This window comes from Amycolatopsis sp. NPDC051716 (assembly GCF_040681595.1).
Classification (GTDB): Bacteria; Actinomycetota; Actinomycetes; order Mycobacteriales; family Pseudonocardiaceae; genus Amycolatopsis.
Window position 1 is genome coordinate 56,449 of the sequence record NZ_JBFAZA010000036.1, and the last position, 16,442, is coordinate 72,890.

Annotated in this window: 16 protein-coding genes; 9 read left to right on the forward strand and 7 right to left on the reverse strand. The window is 72.4% G+C overall.

The genetic code is table 11. From position 1 onward, the window contains the following. The first annotated feature begins 22 nt into the window (after positions 1 to 22). The 4 genes from AB0M30_RS37050 to AB0M30_RS37065 all read left to right on the forward strand — a co-directional run bounded on the left by AB0M30_RS37050 (position 23) and on the right by AB0M30_RS37065 (position 5,010). Positions 23 to 853 (forward strand): glutamate ABC transporter substrate-binding protein, encoded by an 831-nt coding sequence (locus AB0M30_RS37050; RefSeq protein ID WP_364594019.1) that lies wholly within the window; start codon positions 23 to 25, stop codon positions 851 to 853. Continuing rightward, on the forward strand, positions 850 to 3,243 hold the full coding sequence (gene hrpB / locus AB0M30_RS37055; protein WP_364594022.1) for an ATP-dependent helicase HrpB: 2,394 nt from the start codon (positions 850 to 852) through the stop codon (positions 3,241 to 3,243). The genes AB0M30_RS37050 and hrpB overlap by 4 nt, the downstream gene beginning before the upstream one ends. 70 nt (positions 3,244 to 3,313) lie before the next feature. After that, the gene (locus AB0M30_RS37060) at positions 3,314 to 4,228 is read left to right on the forward strand and encodes an ATP-binding cassette domain-containing protein (protein WP_364594025.1); all 915 of its coding nucleotides are present in this window, start codon (positions 3,314 to 3,316) and stop codon (positions 4,226 to 4,228) included. After that, positions 4,225 to 5,010, forward strand: coding sequence for an ABC transporter permease (locus AB0M30_RS37065; protein WP_364594028.1), 786 nt, complete (start codon positions 4,225 to 4,227; stop codon positions 5,008 to 5,010). Before AB0M30_RS37060 ends, AB0M30_RS37065 begins: the two co-directional genes overlap by 4 nt. Before the next feature lie 788 nt (positions 5,011 to 5,798). On the opposite strand, the gene AB0M30_RS37070 is transcribed toward AB0M30_RS37065, so the two are convergent. Next, positions 5,799 to 6,341: a TetR/AcrR family transcriptional regulator gene (locus tag AB0M30_RS37070; protein WP_364594031.1), complete on the reverse strand. Its 543-nt coding sequence runs from the start codon at positions 6,339 to 6,341 to the stop codon at positions 5,799 to 5,801. 64 nt (positions 6,342 to 6,405) lie between these two features. Between AB0M30_RS37070 and AB0M30_RS37075 the strand changes: the two genes are divergently transcribed. After that, positions 6,406 to 7,542 (forward strand): FAD-dependent monooxygenase, encoded by a 1,137-nt coding sequence (locus tag AB0M30_RS37075; RefSeq protein ID WP_364594034.1) that lies wholly within the window; start codon positions 6,406 to 6,408, stop codon positions 7,540 to 7,542. Here AB0M30_RS37075 and AB0M30_RS37080 read toward each other — a convergent pair. From AB0M30_RS37080 to AB0M30_RS37090, 3 genes are read right to left on the reverse strand one after another with little or no spacing between them, the layout of a single operon-like run. Then, complete coding sequence (locus AB0M30_RS37080; protein ID WP_360176585.1) at positions 7,487 to 8,161, reverse strand: response regulator transcription factor; 675 nt, start codon at positions 8,159 to 8,161, stop codon at positions 7,487 to 7,489. The genes AB0M30_RS37075 and AB0M30_RS37080 overlap by 56 nt on opposite strands. Further along, positions 8,158 to 9,732 carry a histidine kinase gene (locus AB0M30_RS37085; RefSeq protein WP_364594037.1) on the reverse strand — a complete coding sequence of 525 codons (1,575 nt, stop codon included), beginning with the start codon at positions 9,730 to 9,732 and terminating at the stop codon, positions 8,158 to 8,160. The genes AB0M30_RS37080 and AB0M30_RS37085 overlap by 4 nt, the downstream gene beginning before the upstream one ends. A 47-nt stretch (positions 9,733 to 9,779) precedes the next feature. Beyond that, on the reverse strand, positions 9,780 to 9,902 hold the full coding sequence (locus AB0M30_RS37090; RefSeq protein WP_364594040.1) for a hypothetical protein: 123 nt from the start codon (positions 9,900 to 9,902) through the stop codon (positions 9,780 to 9,782). A gap of 441 nt (positions 9,903 to 10,343) precedes the next feature. Between AB0M30_RS37090 and AB0M30_RS37095 the strand changes: the two genes are divergently transcribed. Next, complete coding sequence (locus AB0M30_RS37095) at positions 10,344 to 10,553, forward strand: hypothetical protein (protein ID WP_103343677.1); 210 nt, start codon at positions 10,344 to 10,346, stop codon at positions 10,551 to 10,553. An 11-nt stretch (positions 10,554 to 10,564) separates the two neighbouring features. Further along, positions 10,565 to 11,314: a hypothetical protein gene (locus tag AB0M30_RS37100; RefSeq protein ID WP_364594166.1), complete on the forward strand. Its 750-nt coding sequence runs from the start codon at positions 10,565 to 10,567 to the stop codon at positions 11,312 to 11,314. On the opposite strand, the gene AB0M30_RS37105 is transcribed toward AB0M30_RS37100, so the two are convergent. Together AB0M30_RS37105 and AB0M30_RS37110 are read right to left on the reverse strand one after the other, a co-directional pair. Beyond that, positions 11,296 to 11,517: a hypothetical protein gene (locus AB0M30_RS37105; RefSeq protein WP_360176591.1), complete on the reverse strand. Its 222-nt coding sequence runs from the start codon at positions 11,515 to 11,517 to the stop codon at positions 11,296 to 11,298. The two genes, AB0M30_RS37100 and AB0M30_RS37105, sit on opposite strands and share 19 nt — an antisense overlap. Positions 11,518 to 11,525: 8 nt before the next feature. Continuing rightward, entirely contained in the window at positions 11,526 to 12,653 is a 1,128-nt protein-coding gene (locus tag AB0M30_RS37110) for an inorganic phosphate transporter (protein WP_364594044.1), read from the reverse strand. 194 nt (positions 12,654 to 12,847) lie between these two features. Between AB0M30_RS37110 and AB0M30_RS37115 the strand changes: the two genes are divergently transcribed. Then, positions 12,848 to 14,266, forward strand: coding sequence for an acyltransferase (locus tag AB0M30_RS37115; RefSeq protein WP_364594047.1), 1,419 nt, complete (start codon positions 12,848 to 12,850; stop codon positions 14,264 to 14,266). A gap of 81 nt (positions 14,267 to 14,347) precedes the next feature. Then, positions 14,348 to 15,211 carry a lipase gene (locus AB0M30_RS37120; RefSeq protein ID WP_364594050.1) on the forward strand — a complete coding sequence of 288 codons (864 nt, stop codon included), beginning with the start codon at positions 14,348 to 14,350 and terminating at the stop codon, positions 15,209 to 15,211. Here AB0M30_RS37120 and AB0M30_RS37125 read toward each other — a convergent pair. Further along, positions 15,195 to 16,352 carry an NAD(P)/FAD-dependent oxidoreductase gene (locus tag AB0M30_RS37125; protein WP_364594053.1) on the reverse strand — a complete coding sequence of 386 codons (1,158 nt, stop codon included), beginning with the start codon at positions 16,350 to 16,352 and terminating at the stop codon, positions 15,195 to 15,197. The two genes, AB0M30_RS37120 and AB0M30_RS37125, sit on opposite strands and share 17 nt — an antisense overlap. Between the last annotated feature and the right edge of the window lie 90 nt (positions 16,353 to 16,442).

The following is a 16,442-nucleotide window of genomic DNA, read 5'->3' on the forward strand; positions in this document are numbered from 1 at the left end:
CAGCGCGGGAGGGAGCGGCCGGATGCGGTGGCGCACGCTCCTCGGCTCGTTGTTGCTGCTGGTCACCGTGTCGGCGTGCGGCCCGGCGAAGGTTTCGCCGACGGACTCGCTCGTCACCCGGGCGAGTGCCACGGATCACCTGACCATCGGCATCCGGTTCGACGCGCCGGGACTTTCCGAGCACACCATCGACGGCCGGTTCGTCGGGTTCGACGTCGATGTCGCGACTTTCGTCGCGAGTGAACTCGGTGTGCCCGCGAAGGACATCACGTGGCGCGAGACGACGTCGGCGACGCGGGAGACGGACCTCACCTCCGGCGCGGTCGACCTGGTCGTGGCGAGTTACTCGATCACCGACAAGCGCAAGCAGGTCGTCTCGTTCGCCGGCCCGTACTTCACCACCGGCCAGGACCTGCTGGTGCGGCGGACGTCGGCCGACATCGCCGGGCCGGAGGCGCTCAACGGCCGCCGGCTGTGCTCGGTCACCGGGTCGACGCCGGCGCAGCAGGTGAAGGACAAGTACGCCCAGGCCGTCCAGCTGGTCGAGTACCCGCGGTACTCCGACTGCGTGACCGCGCTGCTCGCCGGGCAGATCGACGCGGTGACCACCGACGCGGTGATCCTGGCGGGCTACGTCGCGCGCGACCCGGAGCTGCTGAAGATCGTCGGGAAGCCGTTCTCGAAGGAGAGCTACGGTGTCGGCCTGCGCAAGGACGACACCCAGGGGGTGGCCGCGGTCGACGACGCGATCCGGAAGATGATCTCCTCCGGCGAATGGCTGCGCTCGCTCAACGCGAACATCGGCCCGTCCGGTTACCAGCTGCCCCCACCTCCCGAGGTCACGGCGAAGTGAAGCTCCCCGACCTGCCGGTCCGGTCCGTGCTGCCGGACGTCGTCGCCGCGCTCGACGAACGCGGCGCCGCGGTGCTCGTGGCGCCGCCCGGCACGGGGAAGACGACGCTGGTCCCGCTCGCCCTCGCGGAGGCGGCCGAGGGCCGGGTCGTGGTGGCCGAGCCGCGGCGGCTGGCGGCGCGCGCGGCGGCGGCTCGGATGGCGGCGCTGCTGGGTGAGCCGGTCGGCGAGACGGTCGGCTACGCCGTGCGCGGCGACCGGAAGGTGTCGGCGCGGACCCGCATCGAGGTCGTGACGTCGGGGCTGCTGGTGCGGCGCGTGCAGGGCGACCCGGAGCTGGCCGGCGTCTCGACGGTGCTGCTCGACGAGTGCCATGAGCGGCACCTGGACGCCGACCTGCTGCTCGCGCTGCTCCTGGACGTCCGCGCCGGGCTGCGCGAGGACCTGCGGCTGCTGGCGACGTCGGCGACGGTCGCGTCCGGTCGGCTCGCGGCGCTGCTCGGCGACGCCCCCGTGGTGACGGCCACGGCCCGGACCTACCCGGTGGAGTTCTCGTACGTCCCGCCCGCTCGCGGTGAGCGCGCCGAGGCGTGCGTCGCGCGGGCTGTAAGAACGGCGTTGTCCGACGGGGACGGCGATGTGCTGGCTTTCCTGCCCGGCGCTGGAGAGATCGCCCGGACCGCCGGTCTGCTACGGCTGTCCGATGTGGACGTTCTTCCGCTGCACGGCCGGTTGTCGGCGGCGCACCAGGACGACGCGCTGCGGCCGCGTGACCGGCGGCGGGTGGTGCTGGCGACGGCGGTGGCGGAGTCGAGCCTGACGGTCCCGGGCGTGCGCTCGGTGGTGGACTCGGGACTGGCGCGCGTGCCGCGCGTCGACCACCGGCGCGGGCTGCCGGGACTGGCGACGGTCCGGGTGTCGGCGGCGGTGGCCGCGCAGCGGTCCGGCCGCGCGGGCCGCGAGGCGCCCGGGCGGGCGTACCGCTGCTGGGCCGAGCACGAGCAGGCGACGCTGCCGGCGTACCCCGAGCCGGAGATCCGCACGGCCGAACTGGCCCGGCTGGCGCTGGAGCTGGCGTGCTGGTCGACGCCCGACGGCAGCGGGCTGGCCTGGTGGGACCCACCGGGCGAAGGCGCGCTGGCGGCGGGCCGGGCCCTGCTGGTGACGCTGGGCGCGACGGCCGCGGACGGGACGGTGACCCAGCGCGGACGGCGGATGGCCGAGCTCGGCCTGCATCCGCGGCTGGCCCGCGCGCTCCTGGACGGCGCTTCCGAAGTGGGCGCCCGCAACGCGGCGGAGGTGGTGGCGCTGCTGGACGCGGGCGCGACGCTGACGGACGTGACCGCGGAGCTGCGCCGCCTCCGCTCGGCGAGTGACGAAGGTGCGCGGCGCTGGAAGCGGGAAGCGCGGCGGCTGGAGGGCCTGGTCCCGGGACGGCGGGCCGAGCGTGCGGCCCCGGCCGATCCCGCGCTGGTCGTCGCCCTCGCCCATCCCGAGCGGCTAGCCAAGCGGCGGCCCGGCGGCGCGCCCGTCTACCTCATGGCCGGTGGCACCGCCGCCGAACTTCCGCCCGGCAGCGGCCTCGACGCCGAGTGGCTGGCGATCGCCGAAGCCACCCGCGATCCCGGCCGCGTCCACGGCACCGTCCGCCTCGCCGCGGCCGCCGACGAAACCCTCGCCGTCCGCGCCGGCACGGTGTCCGAAGTGGACGAAGTCACCTGGGACGGCGATGTCGTCGCCCGGCGGGTCCGCAAGCTCGGTGCCATCGTCCTGTCCGAGAAGCCGCTGAAGAACGCCGACGTCCGCGCCGCCCTGATCGCCGGGCTGAAGTCCGAGGGGCTCGGCCTCCTGAAGTGGAGCCAGGACGCGACCCGCCTGCGCGAACGGATGGCCTTCCTGCACCGCGTCCTCGGCCCGCCATGGCCCCCGGTCGACGACGCCGCCCTGCTGTCCGATGTGGACAACTGGCTCGACCTGGGCATCGCCCGCCGGAAGGCGGACCTGGCGAACATCAACGCGGGCACCGCCCTGAAGGCCCTCCTCCCCTGGCCGGACGCGGCGAAACTCGACGACCTCGCCCCGGACCGCCTCGCAGTGCCGTCGGGGTCGCACATCCGCGTCGACTACCGCGGTGACCGGCCCGTGCTCGCCGTGAAGCTCCAGGAGACCTTCGGCTGGACCGAAACCCCGGTGCTCGCCGGCGTCCCGGTGGTGCTGCACCTGCTCTCCCCCGCCGGCCGGCCCGCGGCGATCACCGCCGACCTCGCGTCCTTCTGGACGTCCGGCTACCCGGCCGTGCGCGCCGAACTGCGTGGCCGCTACCCGAAGCACCCCTGGCCGGAGGACCCCGCGGCCGCCGTCCCGACCCGGCACACCCGCCGCCGCTCCTGACGAAAGTCGGGGGCGGCCCGCGACCGTCGTCCGATGCCCGCGCACCCCCGCGGACCGCAGACTTCGACGCATGATCACACTCAGGGGACTCACGAAGCGCTACGGGGAGAAAACCGTCGTCGACGCGCTCACCTGCGACGTCGCCGCGGGGCAGGTGACCGGGTTTCTCGGCCCCAACGGCGCCGGGAAGTCGACGACCATGCGGATGACCGTCGGGCTCGACCACCCGCAGGCGGGTGAAGTCCAGGTCGGCGGGCGGCGCTACGCCGAGCTGCGGCACCCGCTGCGCGAGGTCGGCGCGCTGCTCGACGCCAAAGCCCTGCACCCCGGCCGCAGCGCGGGAAAGCACCTGCTGGCCGTGGCCCGCAGCAACGGCATCGCGGCGAGCCGCGTCGAGGAAGTCCTGGCGACGGTCGGGCTGTCCGACGTCGCCGGCAAGCGGGCCGGGCAGTTCTCGCTCGGCATGGGACAGCGGCTCGGCATCGCGGGCGCGCTCCTCGGCGACCCGGGAGTGCTGCTGTTCGACGAGCCGGTGAACGGCCTCGACCCGGACGGCGTCCGCTGGGTGCGGCAGCTGATGCGCTCGCTGGCGGCCGAGGGGCGGACGGTGTTCGTCTCGAGCCACCTGATGAGCGAGATGCAGCTGACCGCCGACCACCTGGTGGTGATCGGCAAGGGCCGGCTGCTGGCCGACGCACCGGTGGCGGAGTTCATCGCCGGCCATTCCCGCACGACGGTCTCGGTCCGCGTCCCGGCCGACGCCGAACGCTCTTCGCTGGACGCGCGGTTGCGCGCCGAAGGCGGGCTGACACACCCGGGCGAGCCGGGAGAGCTGGTAGTGGACGGCATCGACGTCACCCGCGTCGGCGACCTCGTGCACGAGCTGGGGATCCGCGTGCACGGCCTCGCCGAGCGGACGGCGTCGCTCGAGCAGGCGTACATGGAACTGACGGCTTCTTCGGTGGAATACGGGGTGTCGGCATGACCACATCGGCCGAAGTACGCGGCGGCGGCCTCCCGGGGGCGGTGGCCGCGGAGTGGACGAAGTTCTGGTCGGTCCGGGCAACGTGGTGGTGCTTGGTGGCAGGAACGGTCCTGATGTTGTGCTACGGAACGCTGTCGGCCATCGCCCAGCGCATCGGCGACGACCCGCAGGCCGCCAACACGATCACCCTCGGCGGCGGGTTTTACCTGACCCAGTTCGCGGTGATCGCCCTGGCAACACTGTTCGTGACGAGCGAGTACGCGGGCGGCGGCATCCGCTCGACACTGCTGTGGACCCCGGTCCGCGCCCGGGTGGTCCTGGCGAAGGCGGCGGTGGTTCTACCGGTCCTGTTCGCGTACGGGGTGCTGCTGTCGTGCGCGGGAATGGCCTTGGCCACAGCGGTGATGAACGGCGGCGGCCTGCCGACATCGTTCGAAGCGGGCTTCACAACGGCATCGGGCATGGGCGGCTACTTCGCGCTGCTGGGTCTGTTGTGCACGGGCATCGGCTGGGCGTTGCGCAGCGCGGCCGGAACACTGGTGTCGGTGATCGTGCTGCTGGTCCCGCTGCCGCTGATCGTGGCGTCGCTGGGCCTGCCGGAGGCGGTGCCGTACTTCCCGGGCATCGCGGGGGTGAACGCAATGGTCGAGGCGGGCCGGCCCAACCCGATCACGATGACGTCCGCGCCGTATCCGCCTTGGGTGGGCTTGCTGATCTGCGCGGCTTGGGCCGCTGCGGCGCTGCTGGTGGGCGCGGCGGTGTTGCGCCGCCGGGACGCCTGACAAGAAAAACGCCCCCACCCTCTCCGGCAGGGTTCCGGCAAAGTCTTTTGGCCTGGTTGCAGGACGGGCACGGCTCTCGTTGATCATGTGATTGTCTAGGTCCCATGATTGTGGGAGAGAGCCGTGCCCGCTTCCCACTCGTGCCTGATCCCCGCAGTACGTGATCGTCTGACCCCGGTCCTCGATTCCGGTGCCGATCCACTCTGGACTGCTGACCTGCGGAAACAGTTCGCCGCAGTGCCTGATCCACGAGATCGGCGTGGGGTGCGGCATTCGATCGGATCGATTCCGACGCTCGCCGCCGCGGCCGTCGTCGCGGGAGCCCAAGCGTTCACCGCGATCGGCGCTGCACTCGGGATCACCAGCCTCACCGGCCCCTGGGCCCACCCCGCCCACATCGGACAGTACGTCCGCGGCCACTGGCACATCGAAAACAAACTCCACCGGGTCCGCGACGTCACCTACAACGAAGACCAATCCCGAGTCCGCACCGGCACCGCACCCCGCGTGATGGCCACGCCTGCACAACCTCGCCACCAGCGCACACCGCCAAGCCGGGCACACCAACATCGCCCAAGCACTCCGCCACACCACCCGCAACGCCACCCGAGCCCTCACCCTGCTCGGAATACCGACCTGACCAGCACAAATACTTTGCCGGAACCCTGACCTCTCCGGGGTGCTGTCCCAGGTCCAGTCTATCGAGGCCGCCCGACAAAACCCGGAAAAGCCGCCACTGCGAGCCGGTTGTCCACATCACCGCAAGGGTGTGGACAACCGGGCCGAGGTCACTCCACACCGATGCCCGACAGGATCTCCCGAGCGCTCTCGACCAGCTCGTCCAAGCCAAGCGGCGCAAGCGATCCCGTCCCCGCGAGCGCGCCGAAGATCGTCCCCTCCATCCAGTCCACCACCACCCTCGCGTGCCGCGAAGGGTCCGCCGAACCGGCCGCCTCCAGCGCCGCCGCTGCTTGGCGGCGGATCTGCAACCCACCCTCGTCGTACACCGCTCGCAGCTCCGGGCGCCGCGTCGCCTCCAGTGCGAATTCGTACCGCGCCAGCATCCGCGTCCGCCCCGAGGTGATCGCCTCGAACGCGTAGCCCGCGATGAATTCCGCCAAGGACCCCGACGACCCGGTCGGAGCCTGGTCCAGGAGCACGATCCGCGCGATCGTCAGCTCCAGCAGCGCCGCCCGCGTGCGCGCGTAGTACGACGTCGACCCCACCGGCAGGCCCGCCGCGCGATCGACCGCCCGGTGGGTCAAGCCGCGCATGCCCTCCGCCGCGATCACCGCGATCGCCGCGTCGGCGATCACATCCACTCGTTCCACGCAGTGCACTCTACAAGAAGCACTCTACAGGTGTAGAGTGCTCTACAGATGTAGAGGAGGCGCCATGCACGCAGTAGTGGTCGGCGGAGGCATCGGCGGCCTGGCGGCGGCCGCGGGGCTGCACCGGGTCGGCTGGACCGTCACCGTCCTCGAGAAAGCGCCCGAGTTCGGCGACGTCGGCGCCGGGATCTCGCTCTGGCCGAACGCCCTGCGCAGCCTCGACGAACTCGGCGTCGACCTAGGCGGGCGCCTGGCCCCGCAACGAGAAGGCGGGTTCCGCGACCGCCGCGGCCGGCGGATCTCCCGCTTCGACGCCACCGAATTCGCGCGACGGCACGGGCGGCCACTCGGCGCGATCCACCGGCGGGACCTCATCGCCGCCCTTCGGGACGCGATTCCCGCCGAAAGCCTGTGCACCGCCGAAGAAGTCACCGAAGTCCGCGAGGACGGCCTGGTCCGCGTCGGCGGCAAAGAACTGCGCGCCGACCTCGTCGTCGCGGCCGACGGCATCCACAGCCGGGTCCGCCACACGCTCTTCCCGGACCACCCGGAACCCGTTTACACCGGCAGCACGGCGTTCCGCGGCGTCGCGCACCGCCCCGGAACCGGGCTGAGCACGAGCTTCGACCGCGGCACCGAAGTCGGCGTCCTCCCGCTGACCGGCGGCGACGTCTACTGGTGGATCTCGGCCCTCGCCGCACCGGGCACCCGCCGAGCCGACCTCGCACAGGCCTTCGCGAACTGGCACGACCCGATCCCGGCCCTCCTGGCCGCCACCCCGCCCGAAGCCGTGCTGCACCACGACCTCTATTACCTCGGCACCCCGCTCCCCACCTACACCCGCGGCCGGATCGCGCTGCTCGGCGACGCCGCCCACGCGATGCCGCCGTTCCTCGGCCAGGGCGGCTGCCAAGCCATCGAAGACGCCGTCGTGCTCGCCCACGCCGTGTCCACACAGGACACCGTCGACGCGGCCCTCGAGCACTACGACCGGCAACGACGGCCGCGCAGTCAGCACGTCGTGCGCGAGTCCGTCCGGATGGGCAAACTCGGCCCGCAGCTGACCAACCCCGTCGCGATCGGACTGCGCACGGCCCTGCTGAAGTGCCTGCCGGCCAAAGCGACGGCCCGCGCCGGCGCGGGGATCACGGGGTGGACGCCGCCGCGTCTCCCCCGACCAGTCCCGCCTCGTACGCCGTGATCGCCGCCTGCACCCGGTTCTTCGCGCCGAGCCGGGTCAGGATGGTGCTCACGTGCGCCTTCACCGTGCCCTCGACGACGAACATCTTCGCCGCGATGTCCGCATTGGACAGTCCCGAACCCAGCAGCGTCAGCACTTCCCGCTCGCGCGGGGTCAGCGCGGCGATCCGCTCGCGGGCCGCGGCGGCGCGCGCCAGCTGCCCGCCGGAGAGCCGGGCGATCACCCGCTGGGCCACCTTCGGCGAGAGGAACGCGGCCCCGCCGGCGACGGCGTGGATGCCGGCGAGGAGCTCGCGCGGGTCGCCCGACTTGAGCAGGAACCCGCCCGCGCCGAGGGAGAGGGCGCGCTCGATGTAGTCATCCTCGCCGAACGTGGTCAGCATGATCACGCCGGTCGCGGGCAGCAGCCGCCGGATCTCGGCGGCCGCGCCGAGGCCGTCGAGGCCCGGCATCCGGATGTCCAGCAGCACGACGTCGGGGTGCGTGGCGAGGACCTGGGAGACCGCCGAACGGCCGTCGGCGGCTTCGGCGACGACCTCGATGCCCGGGTCCGCGGCGAGGATCGCCGCCACCCCCGCCCGCATCATCGCTTCGTCGTCGGCCAGCACGACCCTGATCACGTTGCCCCCTCGGCGAACCTGTCCTTGGCGACCAGTCTCCCATCGGCGAAACACAGCCGGTAGGCGGCGTAGTCGTTGTCGAGCCAGGACCGCCCGGTGCCGTAGTACTCGCACGCGATCCCGGCCACCGCCGGCAGGGGCGGCTCACCTCGCACCGGCCGGGCGATGCGCTGGTTCTCCGGCAGCTGCGGCGCCACCTCGGCCCGCGGCTGCCCGATCCGCAGCCGCTCGTAGACCGGCGTGGGCAGCTCCGAGGAGTTCCACTGGTACAGGAACGCGATCCCGGCGACCGCGAGGACCATCGCGAACAGGACGAGCGGGACGGTGACAGCCTGGATCAGGCTGCGCCGCACGTCACGCCGGGCCAGTTCGAGAGCGCGAGCCGACGTCGACTGCCCGGACTCGTCGTCGGCCGAGCCGGTCTCCTGCCGCTCGACCGGCGCGGCCCCGTGCGGCAGCGTCGCGCTGACGGCGAACCCGCCGGCGTCAGGCCCGGCCCGCAGCGTGCCACCCACGAGCCGGACGCGCTCGCGCAGGCCGATCAGCCCGACGTGCCCGGACGCGGCCCCGGGCAGCGGCCCGGCGGGCGGCGGCGCGTTGACCACGCTGACGTCGGTCCGCGCGCCGCTGCCGGTCACCCGGACCGTCACGGCGGCGCCAGGCGCGTGCTTCGCCACGTTCGTCAGCGCTTCCTGCACCACCCGGTAGGCGGCGCGGGCCACCATCGGCGGCACCTCCGCGGCGTCCACTGTGGACTCGATGAGCAGCCCGGACGCCCGCGCCCGCGCGATCAGCTCGCCGAGGTCGCCCTGCACCGGCTCGACCGGCGCGGCGTCTTCGCGCAGCACGCCGATGATCTCGCGCAGCCGCTCGGTCGCCGTCGCGGCGCTGATCCGCAGCTGCGCGGCGGCGTCGCGCTGGGCGTCGTCGAGCCCGCCCGCGACCTCCAGCGCGGCGGCGCGGACGGCGATCAGGCTCAGCTCGTGCCCCAGCGAGTCGTGCATGTCGCTGGCGATCCGCGCCCGCTCCCGCAGCCGGGCCTGCTCGGCGACGAGCTGCTGCCTGCTCTCCATCTCCTCGGCCCGCCGCCAGCCGGTGCGGGCGAGCTCGCCGCGGACCCGGACGTACCGGCCGAGCAGCCACGGCGACAGCCCGGCGAAGACGATGATCGCGACCATCTGCGCCCAGTCGCCGAGGCCGTCCGGACCGAAGACGAGCGCGACCGGCAGCCCCAGCACCGTGACGGCCGCCCCGGTCAGGATGCCGGGGCGGGCGCGCGGCATCCGCAGCCCGGCCTGGTAGCTCATCGCGACCAGCACGAAGATCACCCACGCGGGCATGCGGCTGCCATAGGGGAACGGCACGGCCAGCGCCCCGGCCAGAGCGACGCCGAGCGAGACGGCCGGGTACCGCCGGGCCGTCGCGACCGAGCCGGCGACGACCACGAGGCCGCCGGCCAGCTCCCAGCACGACCGGGTGTCCAGCGTGCCGACGACGACGGTGAACGCGAGGAACAGCCCGACGGCGACGTCGAGCACCGCCCGCCACCTACGCTTCGTCACCGCCCGCACGGGGTCGAAACTACAAGGCGTGACAGCGACCCGACCACTGCCGAAAGTCAACCGTTCAGCTTGCCCACGCCCTGCAGCGGCCCAGTCTTGGCATCGCCGAGAGCGGTGCTCTCGAAGCTGAACATCGCTCGCGGCGGCAGGTGAGCAGTGCTCTCGTTCCAGAGCGCCACGCCGGGCTGCTTGTGAGCAGTGCTCTCGCCTCACGCCGCGGTGCGCCGCAGTGCGAGAGCAGTGCTCTCGTTCCGGAGCGTCGCGCCGGACCGGTTGTGAGCAGTGCTCTCACCTCCCATCGTGGCGCTCTCGCCCACGCCGTGGTGCGCCGCCGCGCGTGAGCAGTGCTCTCGCTTCCCGTCGTGGTGCGCCGCCGCGCGTGAGCAGTGCTCTCGCCTCACGCCGTGGTGCGCCGCGGCGCGTGAGCAGTGCTCTCGACATCGAGCACCGCTTTCTGTCGCACGAGAGCAGTGCTCTCGAAGCAGAGCGCCGTCGGCCATTCAGTGAGAGCAGTGCTCACAACACGGAGCACGGCGCGGCGAGGTCGCCGACACGGACGGTGGGCGTCTCGATGCGCATATCCGCACGGTGGCGGCCGCGGTGTTGCATGATGATCCACCATGGCCGAGCGCACACTCGCCGACCAGTTGGGCGGCTACCTCCCCGAAGGCATCGAGGCCCTCGAAGAGCACGAGCGGCAGGACCTCGCCGACGCGCTGCGTGACGCGCGCAGACGTCAGGCGAAAGCGCTCGCCGAAGCGGGTGAAGAAGGCCTTCGGTACGTTCCCTCGCTGCTGCGCGGCGCGGTCCGGAAGGTGGTCGGCCTGTGACGGAGCACGCGGTGCCGTCGGCTAACTACGGCGCCGAGGCCGAAATCCTCAAGCTGGCCCGCGTCCTCGGCGTCGAGCCCGCGCGCCTGGCCTACCTCGCCCGCGTCGACGCCGACGACCTGCAGGCCTTCCGCGAGCAGGTCACCGACACGCTGTTCGACGCCAACGCCGCCGCGCTGCAGCGGATGGCCCTGGCCGCGCGGGTCGTGCCCGTCGGGGTGCTCGCCAAGATCGCCGAGAAGGTGTTCGGCCCGCTGCTGTGCGCCCGGATCGCCGGGCTCGTCGACGTCGCGCGCGGGGTCGATGTCGCCAAGCGGCTCAGCACCCGGTTCCTCGCCGACGTGGCCGCGGAGCTCGACCCGCGGCGCGCGAGCGCGATCATCAGCCGGATCCCCTTGGACACCGTCCTCGCCGTCGCCGGCGAACTGGCGCGCAAGGAGGACTGGATCACCCTCGGCCGGTTCGTCGGGCACCTGCCGGACCCCACCGTGCGGCGGGCCCTGGAACAGATCGACAACCCGGCGCTGCTGCGGATCGCGTTCGTGCTCGACGACAAGCGCCGCATCGACCACGTCGTCGGCCTGCTCCCGGCGCACCGGCTCGGCCGGCTGGTCACGGCGGCGAGCGCCGACGAAGACCTCTGGACGCCGGCGCTCGACCTGCTGACCCACCTGGGCGAGGCACGGCGCGCCACGCTCAAACCGATGCTCAGCGGGCTGCCCGGCGGGTTCCGGGACCGCGTTCAGGCGACGATCAAGTAGATCCCGTAGCCGACGATCGCGAGGCAAGCGGCGAAGCAGACGACCGCGCCGGCCAGCGGCCCGCTGCCCGAGCCACCCTCCGCACGGGCCGATTCACGCTGCGAGAGCCCGACCACGCCGAAGGAGAAGAGGCTCGTCAGCACGACGACCGAAGCCAGCGCGACGACGAAAACGAGACCGAGGGAACCCCAATTGATGTGCACGGCGCTCCTCAGGCGTTGGCCGGCTGCGCGACGCCGGACTCGGGCTCGTGGATGGAGTTGGCGTTGACGGGGTTCCGCTTCGAGGCGAGGTAGATGCCCAGGGCGACGACGACCCCGGCCAGGCCGACCAGCACGGTGCCCCAGGTCCCGAGCGTCGAGACCTCGGCGGCGACCGCGCCGACGATCGCGGCGGCGGGCAGCGTCAGCGCCCAGGCCAGGACCATCCGGCCCGCGACGCCCCAGCGGACCTCGGCGAGCCTGCGGCCGAGCCCGGAGCCGATGATGCCGCCCGAGCAGACGTGCGTGGTGGACAGCGCGAACCCGAGGTGCGCCGACGTCAAGATGACCGCCGCGGCGCTGGTTTCCGCCGCGAACCCCTGCGGTGTCTGGATTTCGGTGAGCTTCTTGCCCATCGTCTGGATGATCCGCCAGCCGCCGAGGTAGGTGCCGAGCGCGATCGCGGTGCCGGCGGTCAGGATCACCCAGAGCGGCGGCCCCGAGTTCGGCGCCAGCGAACCGGACGCGATCAGCGTGAGCGTGATGACGCCCATGGTCTTCTGCGCGTCGTTCGTGCCGTGCGCGAGCGAGACCAGCGACGCGGAGGCGATCTGGCCGGCCTTGAAGGTGCGGCCCACCGTGTCCTGCTTCGCCCGGGCGGTGATCCGGTAGACGAGGAAGGTTCCCAGCGTCGCGACGAGCCCGGCGACGATCGGCGAAGCGAGCGCCGGGATCAGCACCTTCTCGACGACCTTCCCGAAGTGGACGGCGTCGGAGCCCGAAGCGATCCAGGTCGCGCCGATCAGGCCGCCGAACAGCGCGTGCGACGAACTCGACGGCAGCCCGATCAGCCAGGTCACCAGATTCCACACGATGGCGCCGACGAGCCCGGCGAAGATGATCACCGGTGTCACCTTCGTGTCGTCGACGATCCCGCCGGAGATCGTCTTGGCGACCTCGACCGAAAGGAACGCGCCGACGAGGTTCAGCACGGCCGAAACGGCGACGGCGACTCTCGGTTTGAGCGCCCCGGTGGCGATCGAGGTGGCCATCGCGTTGGCGGTGTCGTGGAAGCCGTTGGTGAAGTCGAAGGCCAATGCGGCGACGATCACCACCAGCACGATCAGCGAGAAGTCCATGGGCGGCCCACTTTCGTTGCTGTTCGTTAGCAACGCTACTGATCGACAGGGACGGCTCCGATCCCTGTCGAGTGACGGCTTACTGAACTCTGCGTGAACCGGGGTGGGGTTAACCCCACCTGAATCGGGTGGTTCGACCCAGTGTGGCCGCCCGCCTCCCCTGGAACGATCAAAACCGGGCGAAAGGGGCCACGATGAACAAGCTGGGGTGGGCGGTCGTCGCGACGGTGGCGTCGGCGGTGTTGTTCTTCTTCGGCACGGGCTTGGCCCCGGTCCCCGAACTGGCCTGGGTGGCACCTCTGCCGATCCTGCTGCTCGCGCCGCGCGTCCCCGGCGCCGCCGCGATGGCCTGCGCGTTCGCCGCCTACCTCGCCGGGAGCACCGGCAGCTGGAGTTACTACTGGCATTCGCTTTCGATCCCGCGCCCCGCGGCGATCGGGATCCTCGGCGGCAGCGCGCTGCTGTTCGCCCTGTCCGCCGGGCTGTTCCGGGTGCTGGTCCGGCGCGGGCACGGCCTCCTGGCGGCGCTCGCCGCACCCGCGTTGTGGACCGCCGCGCTGTACGTCGTTTCGCTGCTCAACCCGACCGGCGTGATGGACACCCTGATGACGACCCAGGCCGACCGGCCGTCCGTGCTGCGGCTCGCCACGGTGACCGGCGGCTGGGGCGTGGAGTTCCTGGTGCTGTTCGTCCCGGCCGCCGTGGCCGCCGCGCTCGCGCCGGGCGTCCGTGGCCGGGCCCGGCTCGCCGGTCTGGTCGTCACCGCCGCGGCGCTGGCCGGGCTCGCCTTCTGGACGACGCCGCCGCTCACCGGGCCGCCGACGCGGATCGCCCTGCTCGCCATGGGACAGAGCCGCTGGGGGCTCGACGTGGCCACGTTCGAGGGCCGCACCCGCCTTCAGTCCTATGTGGACGAAATCGGCCGGCTGCCGGACGGCGTCCGGGTGGCCGTGCTTCCCGAGGGCACCTTCGCGGTGGACCAGGCCAGCCGTCCGCGGCTCGTCGAGGCCTTCACGAACGTCGCCCGCAAGCGGAACCTCGACGTCGTCACCGGCGTCATCGACACGACCCCGGACGGCCGGTTCAACGCCGCGCTGGCGATTCCGCCGTCCGGCCCGCCGGTGGAGTACCGCAAGTGGCACAACGGGGATTCGCCGAACCTCACCTCCGGCACCCAGCTCGCGCACCTCGCCGGGATCGGGCTCATGGTGTGCATGGACGTCAACTTCGCCGACCCCAGCGGCGGCTACGGCGAAGCCGGCACGGGCCTGGTCCTCATCCCGGCCTCCGACGAAGACGTCGATGGCTGGGCCCACAGCCGCACCGCGCTGATCCGCGGCGTCGAGAACGGTTTCTCGGTGGCGTGGAGCGCCGCGCGCGGCACGCCGATGCTGGCCGATGCCCAAGGACACGTGCTGGCCGACGCCCACACCGGTGACCGCCCGTTCTCGGTGGTCGTCGCCGACGTCCCGCTCGGGCCGGGGAAGACTCCCTACGCCCGCTTCGGCGACTGGTTCGCCTGGCTTTGCGGGCTGGTCGCGCTGGCCGGGATCGTCACCGCGACCCGCAGGCCGTCGTTGTCACCCGTCACAACGCCCGCCGGGCAACTCTGAGCATTTTCCCAGGTCGTCTCCAGCGGTCTGTGACCGATCATGATCTGGGTCACGTACTGACGGGTAACTGGAGGCAATGGAATGCGGGTCACCAACGGCGGTGTCAAGCGAACCCTGGCCGTGCTCGCCGCGGCGCTCACCCTCGGCGCGGTCGCGCCGTCGGTCGCGGAAGCGGCCCCGAGCAGCGGCTGGAACGACTGGGTCTGCCGACCCTCGGCCGCGCACCCGGAGCCCGTCGTGCTCGTGCACGGGCTCGGCGCGAACGACACCGTCAACTGGTTCTTCCACGCGCCGAAGATCGCCGCCCAGGGCTACTGCGTCTTCTCGCTGACGTACGGCACCGGCATCCTCGGCCCCGGCGTCGGCGGGCTCGCGTCCATGCGCGACAGCGCGGCGCAGCTCGGCCGGTTCGTCGACCGGGTCCGGTCCGCGACCGGAGCGGCGAAGGTCGACATCGTCGGGCACTCCGAAGGCAGCACGATGCCGGCGTACTACCTGAAGTACGGCGGGGCCGCCAAGGTCGCCCACTTCGTCGGCTTCGGCGCCAACTACCGCGGGACGACGCTCGGCGGCCTCGACGCGCTCGCCAAGGCCCTGCTCACCTCCGTGCCCGGGCTCGGCGCGGTCCTGCGCACGGCGTGCGGCGCGTGCACCGAGTACCTCGCGCCGTCGGCCTTCCTGGACGACCTCGCCCGCGGTGGCGTCCACGTCCCCGGCCCCACCTACACGAGCATCGTGAGCAAGTACGACGAGGTCGTCACGCCCTACACCAGCGGAATCCTCGGTGAACCCGGCACCACGGACGTCGTCCTGCAGGACTTCTGCGCGGGAGACGCGTCCGGGCACCTGAGCCAGGCGGTCGACCCCAACGTCACCGGCCTGATCCTGCACGCGCTCGACGCGAGCTACGCGCCGGCGTGCACGCCGTTCACCCTGCCGTTGTGAGCGGGTTCTGCCCGAGGTACCGGCGCCCGTTTTCGGCGGACTCCCGCACCGCGGCGAACCCGTAGCCCACCATCGCGGCCTCGTAGGCGGCCACCGCCTCGAGCGGCGGAGCCCCGGCCAGCGCGGACGCCAACGCCGCACCGTCGCGCAACGCGGTGTTGGCGCCCGCGCCGGCGGCCGGGCTCATCGCGTGGATCGCGTCGCCGACGAGCGTCACGCGCGACGGTTCCCACGGCCCGATCGGGATGCTCGTCCGGATGGGTTGCGGGAACGTCGCCGGGACGTCCCAGTGCTCGACCATCGCGCGGGCCAGGGGGTGCCAGCCGTCGACCAGGCGGAGCGCCACCTTCTGCAGGTCCTCCGGCGCCATCGCGGCGAGCTCGGCTTCGGAGTGGCCGGCGATTTCCCAGCGCGCGCCCACCGAGCAGGTCATGTACGGCTGGTCGTCGCGCAACCGCAGGTCCGGCACCAGCCGCGCGCACGCGGCGGCCACCGGTTCGGGGTAGTCGACCGGCGCGAACCCGGCCATCGTCCGGTCCGGGCCGAGCATCATGGAGAACACCGCGAACATCTCCGGCTCGAACAGCGCGCGGGTTTCCGGCGTCAGCGGGAGCCGGCCGTAGAGGTGCACCAGCCCGGCGTCGACGACCGGGGCGTGCGGGAGGTACTGCCGCCGCACGCCGGAGTTGATGCCGTCGGCGCCGACGAGCAGGTCACCCCGCGCGGTCGTCCCGTCGGCGAAGTGCGCGGTCACGCCGTCCGCGCCGGTCTCGTAGTGCGTGCACTGCTTGCCGTAGGCGACTTCCTGGCCGTGCAGCAGGATCTGCCGCAGGGTGAAGCGGTTGATGTTGAGGTGCGTTCCCTCGTCCTCCATGCGCGTGAGCAGCCGCAACCGGTGGTCGTAGACGTTCGTGTGCGGCAACGCGCGGCCGGCGGTGGCGCGGAAGAGTTCGTGCAGCTCCGGCGGCAGCACCTCGCGCAACGCCGCGTCGCCGACGCCGCTGATGTGCAGCCGGTACCCCTGCTTGCGCGCGCCCGCCGACTCGTCGCGTTCGTAGACCCGGCAGGGGATTCCGGCGCGGCGCAGGCCGTGCGCCAGGCTCAGGCCACCCAGGCCGGCCCCGATGATGATCACAGACACAGCTGTCCCTTCGTCACGGATGAGGAAGGGACGCACAGGTAAGCCTGTGTGAGCTGTCCGGACTAACCCATACCGGACTGTGTCTTCGCG